Annotated in this window: 11 protein-coding genes; 3 read left to right on the forward strand and 8 right to left on the reverse strand. The window is 58.7% G+C overall.

All coding sequences use genetic code 11. The features are described 5' to 3' along the window. Window positions 1–71 precede the first annotated feature (71 nt). The 7 genes from ssuE to argE all read right to left on the reverse strand — a co-directional run bounded on the left by ssuE (window position 72) and on the right by argE (window position 7,985). A complete protein-coding gene (ssuE, locus tag ACYZT1_RS24060) occupies window positions 72–665 on the reverse strand; it encodes an NADPH-dependent FMN reductase (protein ID WP_462017012.1) in 594 nt (197 codons plus the stop codon). 205 nt (window positions 666–870) lie between these two features. Beyond that, a complete protein-coding gene (locus ACYZT1_RS24065) occupies window positions 871–1,509 on the reverse strand; it encodes a peroxiredoxin (protein WP_462017013.1) in 639 nt (212 codons plus the stop codon). A gap of 192 nt (window positions 1,510–1,701) precedes the next feature. Beyond that, window positions 1,702–3,075 (reverse strand): OprD family porin, encoded by a 1,374-nt coding sequence (locus tag ACYZT1_RS24070; protein WP_462017014.1) that lies wholly within the window; start codon window positions 3,073–3,075, stop codon window positions 1,702–1,704. A gap of 383 nt (window positions 3,076–3,458) precedes the next feature. After that, entirely contained in the window at window positions 3,459–4,784 is a 1,326-nt protein-coding gene (locus tag ACYZT1_RS24075; protein WP_462017015.1) for an OprD family porin, read from the reverse strand. 206 nt (window positions 4,785–4,990) lie between these two features. After that, the gene (locus tag ACYZT1_RS24080) at window positions 4,991–5,203 is read right to left on the reverse strand and encodes a hypothetical protein (RefSeq protein WP_462017016.1); all 213 of its coding nucleotides are present in this window, start codon (window positions 5,201–5,203) and stop codon (window positions 4,991–4,993) included. Window positions 5,204–5,359: 156 nt separating this feature from the next. Further along, window positions 5,360–6,658 carry an amino-acid N-acetyltransferase gene (gene argA, locus ACYZT1_RS24085; RefSeq protein WP_462017017.1) on the reverse strand — a complete coding sequence of 433 codons (1,299 nt, stop codon included), beginning with the start codon at window positions 6,656–6,658 and terminating at the stop codon, window positions 5,360–5,362. A gap of 178 nt (window positions 6,659–6,836) precedes the next feature. Then, window positions 6,837–7,985 (reverse strand): acetylornithine deacetylase, encoded by a 1,149-nt coding sequence (gene argE / locus ACYZT1_RS24090; RefSeq protein WP_462017018.1) that lies wholly within the window; start codon window positions 7,983–7,985, stop codon window positions 6,837–6,839. 178 nt (window positions 7,986–8,163) lie between these two features. On the opposite strand from argE, the gene ACYZT1_RS24095 reads away from it, so the two are divergent. From ACYZT1_RS24095 to ACYZT1_RS24105, 3 genes are all read left to right on the forward strand, one after another. Further along, a complete protein-coding gene (locus tag ACYZT1_RS24095; RefSeq protein WP_462017019.1) occupies window positions 8,164–9,531 on the forward strand; it encodes a CYTH domain-containing protein in 1,368 nt (455 codons plus the stop codon). A gap of 132 nt (window positions 9,532–9,663) precedes the next feature. After that, window positions 9,664–11,448: a GspE/PulE family protein gene (locus ACYZT1_RS24100; protein ID WP_462017020.1), complete on the forward strand. Its 1,785-nt coding sequence runs from the start codon at window positions 9,664–9,666 to the stop codon at window positions 11,446–11,448. Window positions 11,449–11,537: 89 nt separating this feature from the next. Then, complete coding sequence (locus ACYZT1_RS24105) at window positions 11,538–11,855, forward strand: DUF2388 domain-containing protein (protein WP_462017021.1); 318 nt, start codon at window positions 11,538–11,540, stop codon at window positions 11,853–11,855. Between the two features lie 114 nt (window positions 11,856–11,969). On the opposite strand, the gene gcvP is transcribed toward ACYZT1_RS24105, so the two are convergent. After that, a complete protein-coding gene (gcvP, locus tag ACYZT1_RS24110; protein ID WP_462017022.1) occupies window positions 11,970–14,843 on the reverse strand; it encodes an aminomethyl-transferring glycine dehydrogenase in 2,874 nt (957 codons plus the stop codon). Window positions 14,844–14,973: the final 130 nt, after the last annotated feature.

Consider the following 14,973-nt stretch of genomic DNA (forward strand, 5'->3'; position numbering starts at 1 on the left):
GGCTGCACCTGCTTGCCCGTTAGCGGGCGAGTAAGGTGAGTACATCAAATTCAGGTGTGGTTTGAGTGCGCTTAAATGCTCCAGCGAGCACTCAACAGACGTTCGTTCAATAGGCTCGGATCAAGCGGTTTCGGCCGTCGGGCCATCGCGCTGAAAAACAGTTCCAGTGATTCAGTCAGTCGCTGTTCCAGCTCCGGCGCCAATTGCGCCTGGGCACTGCCTTCGCCGTAAGCAATCTGGCTGTCGACGGCGAATATTCCGTGAAGCATTTCCTGGGCTTTCAACGCCGAGAGTACCGGCTTGAGCGCGTAATCGACCGCGAGCATGTGGGCGATGCTGCCACCGGTGGCGATAGGCAGCACCACTTTGTGCGCCAATGCGCGCTCGGGTAGCAAGTCCAGCAACGTCTTCAATGCACCCGAGAACGAGGCTTTGTAAACCGGCGTGGCAATCACCACGCCGTCGGCATTTTCAATCTGTTGCAGCAGGTCGATCACCTTCGGGCTGTCGAAGCGTGCGTGCAGTAAATCTTCGGCCGGGAAGTCCCGTATCCGGTAACTGACCACTTCCACACCTTGCTCCTGCAACCAGCGGTGCGAGCGTTCCAGCAGCACCCCGGAACGGGAGCGTTGGCTGGGACTGCCACCGAGTGAGACGACCAACATTGGGGTATTCCTTGAACGGTGCAGGCGGTTCGCAGTGTGCGATCTCGCTTTGATGGGATGACCTTAACAGGGGATTTATATATCCATAAATCATATTTATTCATTTGGTTATGCGTTTCAGGACTAAGCGAATTGCTGCATTATGCTTATAAAAAAGGCCGTCGAAACGGCCTGAAAATCCCCTGCTTGTGGTCCCTTGAGATCGTCAACGATTCGGTTGCGGCGTCAGGCGCAGGTAGGGCTTCACCGCGCGGTAGCCCTTGGGAAAACGCTGTCTGATTTCATCTTCATCCTTGAGCGATGGCACTATCACCACCTCGTCACCGTCCTGCCAGTTGGCCGGCGTGGCGACCTTGTAGTTGTCGGTCAATTGCAACGAGTCGATCACGCGCAGGATTTCATGGAAGTTGCGCCCTGTGCTTGCCGGGTAGGTGATGGTCAACCGAATCTTCTTGTTCGGGTCGATCACGAATAGTGAACGCACGGTGAGGGTGTCGTGGGCGTTAGGATGAATCAGGTCATACAGGTCCGAGACCTTGCGATCAGCGTCGGCGAGGATAGGAAAGTTGACGGCGGTGTTCTGGGTTTCGTTGATGTCCTCGATCCATCGGTGGTGCGAGTCCACCGGGTCCACGGACAGCGCAATGACCTTGACCCCGCGCTGGGCGAATTCGTCCTTGAGCCTGGCGGTAAACCCCAGTTCGGTGGTGCACACCGGCGTGAAATCTGCGGGGTGAGAAAACAGCACGCCCCAGCTATCGCCTAGCCATTCGTGAAAACGCAAGGTGCCGGCGCTGGAATCCTGTTCGAAGTCGGGGGCGATGTCGCCGAGTCTGAGGCTCATGGTGCTGCTCCTGGTGAGTGCTGTATGAGCTCACTGTGCCTGCATTTTTTTGTTGTTAAAAAGAATAAATATCAATTTAGTTAGACCTATTGAGAATATATAGATCTTGATGGAGTGGGCCCCTACAACGCAAAAAGCCCCGCTCGGCATAACGCCGGGCGGGGCTTTTTCTCAGCAGTGATGCGAGTGCTGTTACAACAGCGGGATCGAGTAGCTGAGGATCAGGCGGTTTTCATCCTGATCGCGCTGACCTGGAATGTCGTTGCGCCATGTCGCGTTTTTCCACATGAAGCCGACGTTCTTCAACGGACCTGCTGGAACGACATAGGCTACGGTCAGATCGCGCTCCCACTCGGACCGACCGGAACCATTCTCGGCGCCGTTGCTACCCACGGTGTCGATGTTGTCGCCACGCAGGTAAACCATACCGGCGGTCAGGCCTGGCAGGCCGACTTTGGCGAAGTCATACGAATAACGAGCTTGCCAAGTGCGCTCGCCGGCACGTCCGAACTTCTGGATTTGCATATCAGTGATGGTGTAGTTCGACGAACCGTCGCCCTGGTTCAACCAAGGGAAGTCGCTGCTGCCATTGCTGACCTGATAACCACCGCCAAAGGTGTGACCCGCAACGGTGTACAGGAACAGGCCGCTGTACAGGTTGTTGTCGACTTTGCCGCGACCGCTCGCGACGCCCGTGTAATTGCCGTTGCTGTAATAAGCCGGCGTATCACCGTTGGCGCCATCATCCGAGCTGTTGAAATAACGAAGATCAGACTTCAGCACGCCCGGTCCGATAGCCCAGTTGTGCACCAGACCAAGGAAGTGTTGCTTGTAGAAGTCCTCAAGATTGCCGTAGTAGTACTGGGCAGTCAGGTCCTTGGTGATTTTGTAGTCGCCACCGGCGTAGATGAACTTGTTGCTATCGCGACCGGAAACAGTCGGGCTGTTTGCGCCACCAATAGACAGCTGCTCATTGTTGCTGGAGTTACGGCCCTTCACGGATTCAATCTGGCCGCCGACCAACGTCAAATCCTTGATGTCACCTGAAGTAATTTGGCCACCCTGCCAGGTTTGCGGCAATAAACGACCGTCGTTGGTCGCGATCACCGGGTTCTTTGGCTGCAACGTGCCCAGTTTCAATTCGGTCTGGGATATCTTGGCTTTTGCAGTCAGACCCAAGCTGGAGAAGTTATCGACGGCTTCACCGTTAGACTTGCTAGGGAACACGGTGCCGCCATAAGAAGTTGCGGTAGCTCCGTTTGTACCGCCCCCCGAATCCAGACGTACGCCCAGCAGGCCAATTGCGTCTATACCGAAACCGACGGTGCCTTGCGTATAGCCGGAGATAAAGCGCAGGTCGAAACCTTGGCCCCATTCCTCGTTTTTGCTCTGGACACCATTTGTCCGGCTGGCAGGAGTGCCCGCCGCGCCATCACGGTTATCCGTATTGATGTAGAAGTTACGCAGCCCCAACGTGGCCTTGCTGTCTTCGATAAACCCGGCGGCGCTTGCCTGCTGCGCCATAACCCCTGCGACCACAGCCAGGGCCAGAGTGGACTTGTTCATGTGTTTCGCTCCTATCGTTTCTAATTTTTGTCCGGTCGTGAGTCGAATGCTCTGGATCCGGAAATGTGCGTCGGCACCGATCGTGGTTCACGTTTGGTGTGAGCCCAAGCGTCTACGTCAAGGGTCTGGCCACGTTGAAATCGGTGCGCATGGTAAACCTAAAAAAAATTATTTCATTCTTTTTCATGCCGTACGGAAATAAAAAACGACAGCGCTATTTCATTTATGGACCCAAGCTATCGGCCTGGGAGGGATGCACTTTAGGGGCAAAACGTAAAAGCTAAAAAGAATATTAAATTCCAAAGCAAGTCAAAATTGGAATATAAAAAACAGATGAAAAAAAACCTCGCCAAATGGCGAGGCTTTCTTTTTCGAGAGGAGCGTTACAGGAAGCTGTAGGTGTAGTTGAAGATCAGACGGGTCTGGTCTGCATCGCTGATACCGACAGCGTCGCCACGATACGTACCGTGACGGACCGTAGTCCCGAAACCTTTCAAAGCGCCCGTTTGAATCACGTAATCCACACGCAGGTCACGTTCCCACTCGGTGGCATCCGGGCCGCCAACAGTCCGCGATTTGATATCGTCGCCACGCAAGTAAGCAGCCGATGCCTTGAGGCCTGGGACACCCAGTGCAGCGAAGTCGTAAGTGTATTGACCGAAAGTAGTGTTTTCACCGGCACGAACGAAGCCGTTGATCATGGCGTCAGTGAACAGATAGAAGCTGGCACCGCCGGCTTCCTCACTACGACCACCATCGTTGGTCACACTGCCTTGGTTCAAATAAACGAAGCCGCCATCATCCCCGACCTGTTGATGACCCAACAGGAAAGCACTTCCACCCAGGGTGTACGTGAATATCGCACTCCAGGTTTTGTTGTCGACTTCTCCGGCCTTCTTCGCATAACCGCCGTTGTTGTTGAACGCGTAGCCAGCTTCGCCGTTTTTGCCATCGGAACTGCTGTCGAAATAGCGCAGGTCAGTCTTGAAGGATTGATTAGCACTGATCGGGTAAACGTGTGTCAGCCCGAGGAAAGTCTGCTTGTAGAAATTTTCCAGGTTGGAGTGGTAGGCCTGCAGCGTAAGTTCTTTAGTAACCTTCCAGTCAGCGCCCGCGTAACGGAATTGATTGCTTTCCTGAGTTGCACCCGCCACCGACAGCCCCGTTGAGTTGGACGAAGCACGACCCGATGCATGCTCCAGCTGACCAACGTTGAATGTCACGTTGTCAATTTCCTTCGAGGTGATGGTGCCACCTTCAAAGGTCTGCGGCAGCAAACGGCTGTCGTTCGCGACCAAGATCGGCATGTTGGGCTGCAGAGCGCCGCCATAGTGGGCTTCAGTCTTGGAGAAGCGCGCCTTGACGTTACCGTTCACCCGGCTCCATGAATCGGCAGCTGAATTGCCGGACTCACTCGGAAAGAATGAACTCGGGTATGTATGCTTGTTATCGCCACCCAGGTAAATCCCCACGAGGGCTTGAGCGTCAAACCCGAAACCAACAACACCTTGAGTAAAACCGGAAATAAAGTCGAATTTGAAACCCTGCGCGGTCTCACGTTGATCCGCCCCGCCATCACGGTTGTCAGCGTTGAAATACATAGTCCGCGAACTGACGGACGCCTTGCTGTCTTCGATGAAACCGGCGGCGCCTGCCTGCTGCGCCATAACCCCTACAGCCACGGCCAGGGCCAAGGTGGACTTTTTCATTATCAAGCTCCTCTCGTTTCTAATTCTTGTTTTCTTGGTCCGGGGTCGTGCGCCCCGAATTCCTAAGATGGTAGATTAGCGCCGCACCGTGACTAACAAGTCAATCGTAACTATGTGTGCCTACGACCATAGTCTAATCTTCGGTTTCGGGTGCGATTTCGGCCCATTTAATTGCATATAAACCAAATGATTTGACCATTTGAATTTCATACTTTTTCGAAATATAGCCAGTGAACGCGGTGGACGCGTTTAACTCCTGAGCTAACCCCATCGTTATTTACCTGTTTTTTTAGGTCGACTGCTTTGGGCAAATCAATCCAGGAAAAAGGCTCCATAACCACCAGACGCGCACTATCCAGACCATTTGTTACAGTTTTTGTATCGTCCACCGTCTTTTTCGGCGAGCGCGGAATACTCACCGTGGGCTATCAGACGGGCGCCGGTACAGGCAAAGGGGGAATGGCGGTATTGCACCAGCGCTGCGGGTTTCAGGGCGGCTGCGCAGCCCATCGGGGGCAAGCCCCCTCTCCGCACGTCAGAGTGACAGGTACCAGGTCACAGGAACTCGGAACACGCTAAAGCGTCTTTTCGAAGATCTTCGAATTACGCTGATAGTTGTACAGGGACGCCCGTGCCGACGGCAGGCGCTCAACGCTGCTAGGCACGAACCCACGCTCGCGAAACCAGTGAGCGGTACGGGTCGTCAGCACGAACAAGGTATTCAAACCCTGCGCACGCGCACGGGTTTCAATGCGCTCCAGCAGCTCATCGCCACGACCGCCGTGCCGGTATTCCGGGTTCACCGCCAGGCACGCCAGCTCGCCAGCATCCGAATCGGCAATCTGATACAGCGCCGCGCACGCGATGATCATGCCCTCACGCTCCACCACACTGAACTGCTCGATCTCACGCTCCAGCACCTCGCGCGAACGCCGCACCAGAATGCCCTGCTCTTCCAGCGGGCTGATCAGGTCGAGCAGACCGCCGACGTCTTCAATCGCCGCTTCACGGACCACTTCGAACTGCTCCTGCGCCACCAGCGTGCCGCCGCCGTCGCGGGTGAAGAGTTCGGTCAGCAGCGCGCCGTCTTCGGCATAACTGACGATGTGGCTGCGCGCTACCCCCCCGCGGCAGGCCTCGGCTGCAGCGTCGAGCAGCTCGGCCTGGTAATTGTTGCCCAGACGTTGCAGGTGGGCGGGCACCTGTTGCGGACGCAGCTCGCGAACCAGTCGGCCATTCTCGTCGATCAAGCCCATGTCGGCGCCAAACAGCAGCAGCTTGTCTGCGCCAAGATCGATGGCCGCGCGGGTGGCGACGTCTTCACAGGCGAGGTTGAAAATCTCACCGGTCGGCGAGTAGCCCAGTGGCGACAACAGGACGATGGAACGCTCGTCGAGCAGACGATTGATGCCCTTGCGGTCGACCCGACGCACTTCGCCGGTGTGATGATAATCCACACCTTCCAGCACGCCGATGGGCCTGGCTGTGACCAGATTGCCGCTGGCCACCCGCAGGCGCGAGCCCTGCATGGGCGACGAGGCCATGTCCATCGACAGGCGCGCCTCGATGGCGATGCGCAACTGGCCGACCGCGTCTATGACGCACTCAAGCGTCGCGGCATCGGTGACGCGCATGCCGTGGTGGTAATGCGGGGTCAGGCCGCGCGCGGCGAGACGGGTTTCAATTTGCGGACGGGAACCGTGCACCAGCACCAGCCGCACGCCCAGACTGTGCAGCAGCACGAGGTCGTGGACAATGTTGCCGAAGTTCGCGTGCTCGACGCCATCGCCGGGCAGCATGACGACGAAGGTGCAATCGCGGTGAGCGTTGATGTAGGGCGAAGCGTGACGAAGCCAATTAACGTATTCGGGCATGAACCTGGGCCTGTAATAAATAGCAGCCAAAAAATGGGCGAAACGGGAAACGCACAGCGGGCTGATGGTTATCGTCGGAACAGGTTTGGCGACACGCGCGCTCTCCTCATGAATACGGGTTTGAACACCGGCAATTTATAGGTTCAGTCAATCCACTGCGCTCCCACAATGGCTGTGCTCAACCCGGTGTCAGGCAGTAATGCTCAATCAGTTGCCGTAATAGATGCACCGTAGGTTGCAAACGTGACATTTCGAGGTACTCCCCCGGTTGATGAGCGCAGGCGATATCGCCGGGGCCGAGCACCAGGGTTTCGCAGCCAAGGCGCTGAAGATAAGGCGCTTCGGTGCCGAACGCTACTGCTTCGGCGCGATGGCCGGTGAGCTTTTCCGCCACCCGCACCAATTCGGCGTCCTCGGCCTGCTCGAACGGCGGCACTTCAGGGAACAGCGGTGCGTAATCGATCTTAACCTGATGCCGCTCTGCCACAGGTTTGAGTTTCTGCAGGATCTCGGCGCGCAGAGCCTTGGGGTCCATGCCCGGCAAGGGCCGCAGGTCAAACTCCAGCGAGCACTGCCCGCAGATACGGTTGGGGTTGTCACCGCCGTGGATGCAGCCGAAGTTCATCGTCGGCATCGGCACGCCGAACTGTGGATTGCGAAATTCGCGCTGCCACAACAGGCGCAAGCCGCGCAGCTCGCCGATGGCATCGTGCATCGCTTCGAGGGCGCTGTGGCCCAGGCGCGGATCGGAGGAGTGGCCGCTCTGGCCGAGGATGTCGATGCGCTCCATCATGATGCCTTTGTGCATGCGGATCGGCTTGAGCCCGGTCGGCTCGCCGATCACCGCCGCTCGCCCCAGCGGTCGGCCGGCCTCGGCCAGTGCGCGGGCACCGGACATTGAGCTTTCTTCATCGCAGGTGGCGAGAATCAGCAGCGGTTGCTTGAACGGCTTATCGAGCAAAGGCAGGACCGCTTCGATCGCCAGCGCAAAAAAACCCTTCATGTCGCAGCTGCCCAGGCCGACCCAGCGACCATCCACCTCGGTCAGCTTCAGCGGATCGGTCTGCCACAAGGCGCCATCGAACGGTACGGTGTCGCTGTGACCGGCCAGCACCAGCCCACCGGGGCCGGTGCCATAGCTGGCGAGCAAATTGAATTTGCCGGGGCTGACCTGCTGGATATCGCAGGCAAAACCAAGGTCGCCGAGCCAGGTCGCCAGCAAATCGATGACGGGGCGGTTGCTTTGATCGAGGTTGGCCTGTGTGCAACTGACGGACGGCGCGGCGATCAGCGCAGCGAACTGATCTTTCATGGACGGCAAAGGCATCGCTGACTCCAACTCCCGAATTGAAGACCATCATAGAACCATCCGGCGACAGGAATAAACCGCCGCGGCTCGTCACCAAGCGTCAACAGACCCTATCTCGAATGAGTCCTGTACACTGCACGGCCTTGGCAGCCACACATTCGCCCCGGCTGCGCTCCCGATTCTGGATTTTCCGGCCATGCAAAAAGAAACTGAAATCAAACTCCGCGTCAGCCGCGAAACCCTCGCCGCCCTGCGCGAGCACCCGCTGCTGAAAAAACGCAATAAAAGTGGCTGGGAACGCCGAGAACTGATGAACCAGTACTTCGACACGCCTGAGCGCGACCTGGCCCGCGCCAAGGTTGCCCTGCGCCTGCGCCGCGACGGCGAAGAAGTGATTCAGACCCTCAAGACCCGCGGCCACAGTGTCGCCGGTTTGTCCGAGCGTAACGAATACGACTGGAACCTGCCCAAAGCCAAGCTCGACGTGAAAAAGCTCGACGGCGAATGCTGGCCTGACGAATTGGCCGAACTGGACAAGAAAACCCTGAAACCGATCTTCACCACCGATTTTGTTCGCGAACGCGCTGAAATCGCCTGGGGCCGCGGCAAGACCAAAGTGGTCATCGAAGCCGCGCTGGATCTTGGCCACGTAATCGTCGGCAAGCAGAAAGAAGAAATCTGCGAGCTGGAACTGGAGCTGCGCGAAGGCGAGCCGGCCGCCCTGCTGGAACTGGCCGCGGAATTGGCCGCAACCCTGGCGCTGATGCCGTGTGACATCAGCAAGGCCGAGCGCGGTTATCGCCTGTACGACGCCAACAGCTATTCCTTGAGCCTGCCCGCGCCGCAGATCACTGCCGAAACACCGCTGGACGACGCGTTCGCGGCGCTGAGCTGGCACTTGCTGAGCAGCAGCCAGCGGCTGGCCGAACAGTATCGCTTCAATGGCCACTGGCGCCTGTTGCAGGACTGGGTGGAAAACCTGGCCGAATTGCGCGCGTTGCTGAGCAGCCTGGGTCAAGCCGCACCTCGTCAGTCGACGCACGATCTGCGCTTGGCGCTGGATGCTCTGCTCGAAGACTGGCGCCCGCTGATGCTGGCCGGTCTGGATGACGAAGACGTGCGCAAGGCCGCGCCGGAGCAGTTCCTCGAAGAACTGGAAGACCCGCGCTGGGGCCTGTTTTCTCTCAACACTTCGCGCTGGTTACTGGCCCGCACCTGGGCTGCCGATCGCAACGTGCGTGGCAATCGTCAGGGCGCTGCGCAGCTGGGTAGCTGGCTCCCGCGTTTGCTGGGTGAAGAAGCGACGTCCCTGCAACTGCAGCGCTATCAGCAACAGCCGGAAGACCTCGCGGAGCAATTGCCACGCATCGAGCGGATCCAGTCCTGGCTGCATCACGCCCGCGGCGTGCTGGAGATTCCGGAAATGGACCGTCTGTACGGCGAACTGAAGCAGCTTGCTCAATTGGCGAACGAGCCGATCACTGACGAATCGCTGGATGCGCGCAAGCAACAGGCTATTGCGGTTTATCAGAATCGTGCGTGGAAGATGCTGCTGCGTATGTAAGCCCCCTCGCCACAAAAATCGAGCACCGCACACACTGGCATACAAACCCCGACACGGCTTCGTCGGGTAGTGGCCCAACGGTCAGCGATTACGCGACTATCCTTTGCGAACTGTTGTTCATGAGGAGCCCGCATGTCCGTTCAACTTGCCACTCAGGACCGCTGGCTGGATCTCAATGAGTTATTGCGCGAACTGGTCGCGCAAGGCTTTATCAGCCAGGATTCGGCCGAGCTCGCGCTCAATGCGCGCCGCCGCCACACCGCCAGCGGCCAGATGCATCCGCTGGAGTTCATCGCCAGTCAGCAGCTGGACGACCTCAGCCGTGCCGGCAAACACCTCGATCTTGAAAGCCTGACTCTGTGGTTGTCGCAGCAGGCCGGTCAGCCGTACTTGCGCATCGATCCGCTGAAAATCAACGTCGCGGCAGTGACGCCTTTGATGTCCTACGCATTCGCACAGCGCCACAAGATTCTCGCGGTGTCGGTTGACCACGACGCCGTGACCGTGGCCAGCGCCCAACCCTACGTCAACGCATGGGAGGCGGATCTGACCCATGTGCTGAAGCTGCCGATCAAGCGTGTGGTGGCCAACCCGGTAGACATTCAGCGCTTCAGCGTGGAGTTTTTCCGCCTGGCCAAATCGGTCAGCGGCGCCACCAATGCCGATCAGCAGAGCAATACCCTCGGCAATTTCGAACAGTTGCTCAACCTGGGCGCCAGCGATCAGGAGCCGGATGCCAACGATGCGCATATCGTCAACATCGTCGACTGGCTGTTCCAGTACGCCTTTCAGCAACGCGCCAGCGATATCCACATCGAACCCCGCCGCGAGCAAGGCACGGTGCGTTTCCGTATCGACGGCGTGCTGCACAACGTTTACCAATTCCCGCCGCAAGTCACCATGGCCATCGTCAGCCGACTGAAAAGCCTTGGCCGGATGAACGTCGCGGAAAAGCGCAAACCCCAGGACGGCCGGGTGAAGACCAAAACCCCGGAGGGCGGTGAGGTCGAATTGCGACTGTCGACACTGCCCACTGCTTTCGGCGAAAAAATGGTCATGCGGATCTTCGACCCGGAAGTGCTGCTCAAAAACTTCGACCAGTTGGGATTTTCTACCGATGATTTGCGCCGCTGGCAGGACATGACCCGCCAGCCCAATGGCATTATCCTCGTCACCGGGCCGACCGGTTCGGGCAAGACCACCACGCTGTACACCACATTGAAAAAACTGGCGACGCCGGAGGTCAACCTCTGCACCATCGAAGACCCGATCGAGATGGTCGAGCCGGCGTTCAATCAAATGCAGGTTCAGCACAACATCGACCTGACCTTCGCCGCCGGTGTTCGCGCGCTGATGCGGCAAGATCCGGACATCATCATGATTGGCGAGATCCGTGATCTGGAAACGGCAGAAATGGCCATTCAGGCGGCCCTCACGGGTCACCTGGTGTTGTCGACGCTGCACACCAACGATGCACCCAGCGCCATCAGCCGCCTGCTGGAACTCGGCGTGCCGCATTACCTGATCAAGGCCACTGTGTTGGGCGTGATGGCTCAGCGTCTGGTCCGAACGCTGTGCCCGCACTGCAAAGCGCCCCTGACACTGGGCGACGAAGACTGGCAGACGCTCACCAGGCCGTGGCAGGCGCCACTGCCAACCAACGCCCAACGCGCCGTCGGCTGTGTGGAGTGCCGCGACACCGGCTATCGCGGTCGCGCCGGGGTGTACGAAATCATGCAACTGACAGACGGCGTGAAAGCCTTGATCAATCCCGACACCGATCTGCTGTCCATTCGCCGTCAGGCTTTCAAGGAAGGCATGCGCAGCCTTCGGTTGTCCGGGGCGCAGAAAGTCGCGGCGGGGTTGACGACCATTGAGGAAGTGCTGCGCGTAACGCCGCAAAGCGAGCAGAAATAGCGCTGCACTGGACAGCGCTGCGCACCGGTCACGGAACTGGCCAGCGCACTGGCGATCAAACGCGGTAGTTAACCCAGTGGAGTCACCCTATGCGTTTCAAACTTGCTGTCGCTACCCTCGCTTTGCTGTCCCTTCCCGTTGGTTCGGCGATGGCCGACAGCTTCTGGCGTAACGTCATTTCGTCCGGTGCGACCACAGGTTCGACTTACCTGACATTCAAGGACCACAAACTGATTATTGCCGCTCAGGACGATGCGGGCAGTTTCGTCGCCAGTGAGGGTGGCATCCGCGGCCCGTACCTTGAAGCGGCCATGCAGAAAGTCCGCGCCGACAACCCGGGCCTGCAGGCCACCGACATGGAACTGGCGAATGCGATTCTGGCGAAGAACGCCGTTGCATCGGAATAAATGTTTCAGCTGCATAAAAATGCCGCTCACTGAGCGGCATTTTTTTGCCCGCCACAAAACCCCTGTGGATGCTGGCCTGCCAGCTCCCACAGGGGTGATATGCGTAACCGGAGATCAGCGGTAATCATCCACCGGCACACAGGCGCAGTACAGATTCCGGTCGCCATAGACGTTATCCACCCTGTTCACCACCGGCCAGTATTTATGCGCTTTGGTGTGCGCGTCCGGTGTGGCGGCCTGCTCGATGCTGTAGGGCCGCTCCCACACCCCGGTGATGTCGGCCAACGTATGCGGCGCGCGCTTCAGCGGGTTGTCCTCGGCGGGCCAGTTGCCGTTTTGCACCTCGGTGATTTCCGCGCGGATGCTCAGCATCGCTGCGATGAAGCGGTCAAGTTCGGCCTTGGATTCACTTTCAGTCGGCTCGATCATCAATGTCCCCGGCACCGGGAACGACATGGTCGGCGCGTGGAAGCCATAATCCATCAGCCGTTTGGCCACGTCCTCTTCACTGATACCGGTCGATGCCTTGAGCGGTCGCAGATCGAGAATGCACTCATGCGCCACACGACCGTTGCGTCCGGTGTAAAGCACCGGGAACGCTCCTGACAAATGCTGCGCCAGGTAATTCGCCGAGAGGATCGCCACTTCACTGGCGTCCGCCAGTTGCGGCCCCATCATCGCGATGTACATCCAGCTGATCGGCAGAATGCTCGCGCTGCCCCAAGGGGCTGCGCTGACCGCACCGTTCTGCGGCAAGGGTCCGTCGACAGGCACCACCGGATGATTGGCCACGAACGGCGCCAGATGCGCGCGCACTCCGATCGGCCCCATGCCCGGCCCGCCTCCGCCATGCGGGATGCAGAAGGTCTTGTGCAGATTCATGTGAGACACATCGGCGCCGATGTCCGCCGGACGTGCCAATCCCACCTGCGCATTCAGGTTGGCGCCGTCCATGTACACCTGTCCGCCATGGCTGTGGATAACTTCGCAGATCTCGCTGATGCCCTCCTCGTACACACCATGCGTCGAAGGATAGGTCGCCATGAGGCACGCAAGTTTACTGCCGGCCTCGGCAGCCTTGTTTTTCAAGTCATCGAGATCGACATTGCCGGCCCCGTCACACTCGACGATCACCACGCGCATGCCGGCCATCTGTGCCGACGCCGGGTTCGTGCCGTGGGCAGATGACGGAATCAGGCAGATATCCCGTGCACCTTCGTGACGACTCTCGTGGTATTTGCGAATCGCCAGCAGCCCGGCGTATTCGCCTTGAGCGCCGGAGTTCGGCTGCATGCAGATCGCATCGAAGCCAGTGATCGCGCACAGCCAGCGCTCCAGTTCTTCGATCATCAGCGAGTAGCCGCTCGCCTGCTCTTGCGGCACAAAGGGGTGCAGGTTGGCAAACTGCGGCCAGGTGATGGGGATCATCTCGCTGGTGGCGTTGAGCTTCATGGTGCAGGAACCCAAGGGAATCATTGACTGGTTGAGCGCCAGATCTTTGTTCTCCAGTTGCTTGAGGTAACGCAGCATTTCGGTTTCGCTGTGATGCGCGCTGAAGACCGGGTGACGCAGGAAAGGCGACGTGCGCATCAGCCCCTCCGGTATGCCGCAATCCAGCGTTTCAGCATCCAGATCGTCGACGTTCAGCCCATGGTCAGCACCCAGAAACACATCAAACAATTTCGCGACCGTCGTCTCATCCGACGTTTCATCAAGACTGAGGCCTAACTGCCCGCGCCCCAAGATGCGCAAGTTGATCTGCGCCGCCTGAGCGCTTTCGATAATCGCCGTCTGCGTGCCGCCGACCTCCAGGGTCAGCGTGTCGAAAAAGTGCTGATTGAGGCGTGAAATGCCGTGGCGCTCCAGGCCGGCAGCGAGAATGCAGGTCAGGCGGTGAACGCGCTGGGCAATGCGCTTCAACCCTTCCGGACCATGATAAACCGCATAGAAACCGGCAATGTTGGCCAACAGTACCTGGGCAGTGCAGATGTTCGAATTGGCCTTCTCGCGGCGGATGTGTTGTTCACGAGTTTGCAAGGCCATACGCAGCGCGGTGTTGCCGCGCGCATCCTTCGAGACGCCGATGATTCGCCCCGGAATCGCCCGTTTGTACGCCTCGCGGCTGGCAAAAAAAGCCGCATGCGGCCCGCCGTAACCCATCGGCACACCAAAACGCTGGGACGAGCCACACACCACATCGGCGCCCAATTCTCCCGGCGGGGTCAGCAGCAACAGGCTGAGCAGGTCCGTTGCGACGCAAGCCAGCGCTTGTTGGGCGTGCAGATAATCGATCAGCGGGCGCAGATCACGGATCTCGCCGTGTGTGTCGGGGTACTGCAACAGCGCGCCGAACACCGAGTACTGCTGCAAGTTATCCACAGCGTCGACAATCAGCTCGAAGCCGAAACCTTCAGCCCGGGTCTGCACCACGGAAATCGTCTGCGGGTGACAGTTTTCGTCGACGAAGAACAGGTTGCTTTTTGACCTGGCAACGCGCCGCGCCAGCGCCATGGCTTCGGCAGCAGCGGTGGCTTCGTCCAGCAGCGAGGCGTTGGCCAGTTCCAGGCCGGTGAGGTCGATGGTCATTTGCTGAAAGTTAAGCAGCGCCTCGAGCCGGCCCTGCGCGATCTCGGGCTGATAAGGTGTGTACGCGGTGTACCAACCGGGGTTTTCGAGAACGTTGCGCAGAATGACGGTCGGCGTGAGGGTGCCGTGGTAGCCCATGCCGATCAGGCTGGTCCATACCTGATTCTGCTCGGCGTAGCCACGAAGCTTGCCCAGAGCGGCCTGCTCATCGAGCGCTGGCGGCAGATCGAGCGCACGGTTGAGGCGGATGCCCGGCGGTACCGTTTGCTCGATCAGCTCGACCCGACTGCCGAGGCCCAGACTGTCGAGCATCGCCTGCTGCTCGGTCGCGTCTGGCCCGAGGTGGCGGCGAAGAAAGGCGTTGGGGTCGCGTAACTGACTCAAGGAAGGCAACTGGGACATGACGGGGTCTCTCATGACTGGCGCTCAGCGTCGATGCAACACGGTCAAAACAGCATAGCAGCCGATGTCATGGGGCCCTTGGAACATCAGAAGATCTTGATCTGCAAGACGAAAAAAGCCCCGACGGGTC

The organism is Pseudomonas sp. PB3P13, from assembly GCF_054897735.1.

Coding starts and splice junctions, on each gene's coding strand:
- ACYZT1_RS24075 (WP_462017015.1), bottom strand. CDS start 4,784: ATGAAAAAGTCCACCTTGGCCCTGGCCGTGGCTGTAGGGGTTATGGCG.
- ACYZT1_RS24095 (WP_462017019.1), top strand. CDS start 8,164: ATGCAAAAAGAAACTGAAATCAAACTCCGCGTCAGCCGCGAAACCCTC.
- gcvP (WP_462017022.1), bottom strand. CDS start 14,843: ATGTCCCAGTTGCCTTCCTTGAGTCAGTTACGCGACCCCAACGCCTTT.
- ACYZT1_RS24070 (WP_462017014.1), bottom strand. CDS start 3,075: ATGAACAAGTCCACTCTGGCCCTGGCTGTGGTCGCAGGGGTTATGGCG.
- ACYZT1_RS24100 (WP_462017020.1), top strand. CDS start 9,664: ATGTCCGTTCAACTTGCCACTCAGGACCGCTGGCTGGATCTCAATGAG.
- argA (WP_462017017.1), bottom strand. CDS start 6,658: ATGCCCGAATACGTTAATTGGCTTCGTCACGCTTCGCCCTACATCAAC.
- ACYZT1_RS24065 (WP_462017013.1), bottom strand. CDS start 1,509: ATGAGCCTCAGACTCGGCGACATCGCCCCCGACTTCGAACAGGATTCC.
- argE (WP_462017018.1), bottom strand. CDS start 7,985: ATGCCTTTGCCGTCCATGAAAGATCAGTTCGCTGCGCTGATCGCCGCG.
- ACYZT1_RS24105 (WP_462017021.1), top strand. CDS start 11,538: ATGCGTTTCAAACTTGCTGTCGCTACCCTCGCTTTGCTGTCCCTTCCC.
- ssuE (WP_462017012.1), bottom strand. CDS start 665: ATGTTGGTCGTCTCACTCGGTGGCAGTCCCAGCCAACGCTCCCGTTCC.